Source organism: Leptolyngbya cf. ectocarpi LEGE 11479, from assembly GCF_015207065.1.
Classification (GTDB): domain Bacteria; phylum Cyanobacteriota; class Cyanobacteriia; order Phormidesmidales; family Phormidesmidaceae; genus Leptothoe; species Leptothoe ectocarpi.
In genome coordinates this window covers 1-3,762 of record NZ_JADEXP010000479.1, presented here as the reverse complement: position 1 = coordinate 3,762, position 3,762 = coordinate 1, and the positions used below count along the sequence as shown (strand labels likewise).

5 protein-coding genes are annotated in these 3,762 nt (G+C 46.8%); all 5 read left to right on the top strand.

From position 1 onward, the window contains the following. The first annotated feature begins 176 nt into the window (after window positions 1-176). The 5 genes from rpsF to IQ260_RS28630 all read left to right on the top strand — a co-directional run bounded on the left by rpsF (window position 177) and on the right by IQ260_RS28630 (window position 3,626). Window positions 177-515, top strand: coding sequence for a 30S ribosomal protein S6 (rpsF, locus tag IQ260_RS28650; RefSeq protein WP_193996475.1), 339 nt, complete (start codon window positions 177-179; stop codon window positions 513-515). A 234-nt stretch (window positions 516-749) separates the two neighbouring features. Then, on the top strand, window positions 750-1,307 hold the full coding sequence (locus IQ260_RS28645; RefSeq protein WP_193996474.1) for an Npun_F5560 family protein: 558 nt from the start codon (window positions 750-752) through the stop codon (window positions 1,305-1,307). Window positions 1,308-1,533: 226 nt separating this feature from the next. Continuing rightward, entirely contained in the window at window positions 1,534-2,175 is a 642-nt protein-coding gene (locus IQ260_RS28640; RefSeq protein ID WP_228016519.1) for a DedA family protein, read from the top strand. A gap of 259 nt (window positions 2,176-2,434) precedes the next feature. Beyond that, window positions 2,435-2,983: a bifunctional adenosylcobinamide kinase/adenosylcobinamide-phosphate guanylyltransferase gene (gene cobU, locus IQ260_RS28635; RefSeq protein WP_193996473.1), complete on the top strand. Its 549-nt coding sequence runs from the start codon at window positions 2,435-2,437 to the stop codon at window positions 2,981-2,983. Window positions 2,984-3,125: 142 nt separating this feature from the next. Then, complete coding sequence (locus IQ260_RS28630; RefSeq protein WP_193996472.1) at window positions 3,126-3,626, top strand: hypothetical protein; 501 nt, start codon at window positions 3,126-3,128, stop codon at window positions 3,624-3,626. Window positions 3,627-3,762 lie beyond the last annotated feature (136 nt).

Genomic DNA, 3,762 nt, shown 5'->3' with positions numbered 1-3,762 from the left:
GGCGAATATCCAGAGATTCCGACCATCTCAGAAGCTGTACATATGCAGATTCGTTAGTGTTTGCCGGTGCGCTCTAGCTCGGCGTCATACCTGTTACTTATCGTGGTTTTCTGGTATGATGATGAGCCCTTGTTTGACAGATTAATGCTGTCAGGCCCGAGTCCATAAGGAGCAGCATGCATTTTTACGAAACCATGTACATTCTACGGCCCGATATTAGCGATGAGGCCGTCGATAGCATCATTGGTAAATACCAAGACATGATCAAGGAGGGTGGTGGCGATGTGCTAGAAACTCAGCATCGTGGTAAGCGCCGTTTGTCCTACGAAATCAATCGCTATCGTGAAGGTATTTACATCCAGATGAACTATCATGCACCGGGAGCCGCCATTGGCCCTATGGAGCGAGATATGCGTCTGAGTGAAGACATTATTCGCTACTTGACTCTAGTAGTCGATGAGCCCCAGGAAGAAGCTGAAGCTGATACACCTTCCCAAGCACCGTTAGGGGCTTAATGGGTCGGCCTATATAAGGTTTTCTACCGGCCTCTAAATGCAAGCTAAAAACGTCGGGGTGATCTGAGAATCATCACGGCGTTTTTTTAGGTTAATTACAAACCTAAAAAATAAAAACCTTGCATTTTACAGAATTGGTGCTAAATTTGTGGGCACTTAGGTATGAGCTTTTAAAAAATCCCACAATCAATACAGCTTTAGAAGTCATTGAATTAGTACTGTAGGAGTGATCTCGTGGCCCAATTGACCAAGTTAAAAACGTCTGATGCTCAGGTAGAAGTAACTCGTCTGCAAGAAGAATTGCATATGAGAGATCAGCTGGTGCAACAGCTATCTCAAGAACTCTTTCGTCTGGTAAAAGGCAATCAAGACTTTTTGCCGTCAACGGACGTTTCTGAGCGTCATCAGGCTGAGGTCAGAGCCCTGAGAGAGCAGCTACAAGGCGTGGAAAAGCAGGTGGCATTCTATCAAGAACAGATAGAAAGTCGCGATGAAGAAATTCATCAGATGCGTCAGACGGTTGAAGAGCTAACCGACCGTACGCGGATGTTAGAGCAGGTGGTTCAAGAACTTCCTAAAATCTACAAGCAAAAGTTTTCTGAACGGATGCTGGCAGTTAAAAATCGTGTTGCTCATATTCAACAGGAAAATCGCCAGCTAAATGCTGAATTGCAAAATGTTAGCTATCGTTTGGCAGTGAGAACCCGCCGCACTCAGCACTGTCTTGATTTACCAACATTCCCTCAATCTATGCTAGGTAATCCGTCAATGGCTAGTTTTTCGGAAGCCTAAGGCTGCTTTGACACTGCCGCTTGAGCCGAGCAATTCACCTCTCTTACGGGAGAGGTTTTTTTATGGATGCTGTTATACCGTTTGTGTCCCTGATTTCTCTTCAATTTTCTGTATAAAAATAGGGGTACTCCAAACGTTTCAGATAAAAACCCAATGATTTCATAGCGCTGGGGCTGCCGAATGTAAGAAAAAATGAATAAAATAGAAGAAAGATAAACCCGCCTCTATGCATACTGTCCCGCTGACGTTCGATTTTTTCTCCCTCGAAACGATTCAAGCACTGGCTCAAGATTATGGTTATTGGGCCATTTTTTTTGGCATTATGCTCGAAAATATGGGACTCCCCATGCCCGGTGAAACCGTAACACTCGTGGGTGGTTTTTTAGCCGGTAGTGAAGAACTGCTCTATCGTTGGGTTCTGCTGAGTGCGATCGCAGGTGCAGTCATCGGCGATAGCATAGGCTATTGGGTCGGCTTTTATGGCGGCTGGCCTTTGCTATTACGATTGGGAACTCTCTTACGCATCGAAGAAGCGACTCTGACCAATATTCGTGAACAATTTAGCCAAAACGCAGACAAAGCTGTCATTTTTGGCCGGTTTGTGGCACTGCTGCGCATTTTTGCCGGTCCGTTAGCCGGTATTGCCCAGATGCCCTACTGGAAATTTTTATTGTGCAATTTTCTAGGGGCTAGCCTATGGGGCACGGCCATGGTCACCCTAGCATTCTTCGTTGGCCAGCTAATGCCTTTGGCCACACTGGTGAGCTGGGTGGCACAGTTTACATTCGTGGCCCTCGTTGTTGTTGTGCTTTGGATCACAGTTCTATGGTGGCTAGACCACCGGCACCATGCTGCTGCCTCCGACTAATCATCAGACTAATCAGGCAATTTGCGTAGTCTCACTCCCCCAGCATGAGATTTTTTGAGTGCATCCGCTGATGTTGTTACTAGTGTACCAGTGAAATAATTGGCACAGTTAGCACATATGGAAACCATGCAATGAGCGGTGTTGAATTGATTATTTTTGGAGCAGGTCCCGCAGTTGGACTCTTCATTTCTTTTATTTCTTGGCTATACGAGGGACATTACAGCGCTGATAGCTCGCAGTACAATCATGATTGGATTTAATGCCCCAGCTGATTCTGATCACAGGCCCTGCCCGCTCTGGTAAAAGCGAATGGGCTGAGCACTGGGCCAACCAAACGCAAAAGCCTGTTATCTACATTGCTACATCGGCCATCTCCCCTCAAGATGCCGAATGGCAGCAGCGGATTGCTCAACATCGGCAGCGTCGACCTGCGAGTTGGCAAACCCAAGAAGTACCGATGGATCTAGCGATCTCAATTCAATCAGCGGATATCAACAGCTGTCTATTGGTTGATTCTCTGGGAACCTGGTTAGCAAACCAGCTGGAGCAGGATGATACCTCATGGCAGGTATGCCTGAATGAACTGATGGCTGTCTTAGAGTCCCCTCCCTGCGATGTAATTTTGGTGGCTGAAGAAACTGGCTGGGGTGTGGTGCCGGCTTATCCACTAGGGCGTACATTTCGCGATCGTCTAGGGTATTTGGTGCGGCGGATTGGTGCGATCGCAACCCAGGTATACCTAATTACCGGCGGCTATGCCCTAGACTTGAAGCGTTTAGGCACACCGATGCCTCCCAACACAACCTAAGGAAACATCTTAAACATGTGGAGACGTCACATATCTTGACAATAGGTTAACGTCTCCGTCCCTAGTAAAATCAAAGCGTTAGGATGAAGCTGTGGCAGTCGACGTGCTGTAGCAAAACCTATTTCACAGTGCGAGGTGGTCCATGGCTTCCCAACAAGAAGTTCAGCATTATTTAGCTTATTGGTTTCAGTTAGGTAAGCCCATTCATATTAAAAATGGACGTCTGACTCAGCGACCAATCCCTGTCTTAGAAGGTAATCAGTTTAGTCGTGCATTTAAAGACTGCTGGAAGACCATTATGGCCATCGGTGGACGTGACTGCTATTTAGACGGCACTCAAGAAACCGTTGAACAGCTACTATCTCCGCAGTGGGAAATTGCTGACTGTGCCCGCTGCAGTATTCCCGTCGCCATGCAAACAGTGATGCCCGTGGCTCAGCTCTGCGCCTGTGGTGATATCGACCATTGGCCCAATAATGAGCTGCCTGCCCCCCATATGCCCGTTAATAACAATACTCACTTTAGTCGGCTGAAAGCACGCCTAAATGACGATCGCAGGGATGATCTTCAGGCTGACTATGATATTGACCATGACACGGATAATCAGAAAAGTTCGATCGTCAACAATCGTGCCCAGAACTAAAGAGAATCTCAGATAAAGCGTATCTCAGGTAAAACATATTTCAGGACAGAGGCTGGCTCAGTGATTAGAGTTGTTATTTCTCTGTTGCGCGTGACGTAAAATCTCTCCACTCTCTCGACTTACACGATCTAGTCTT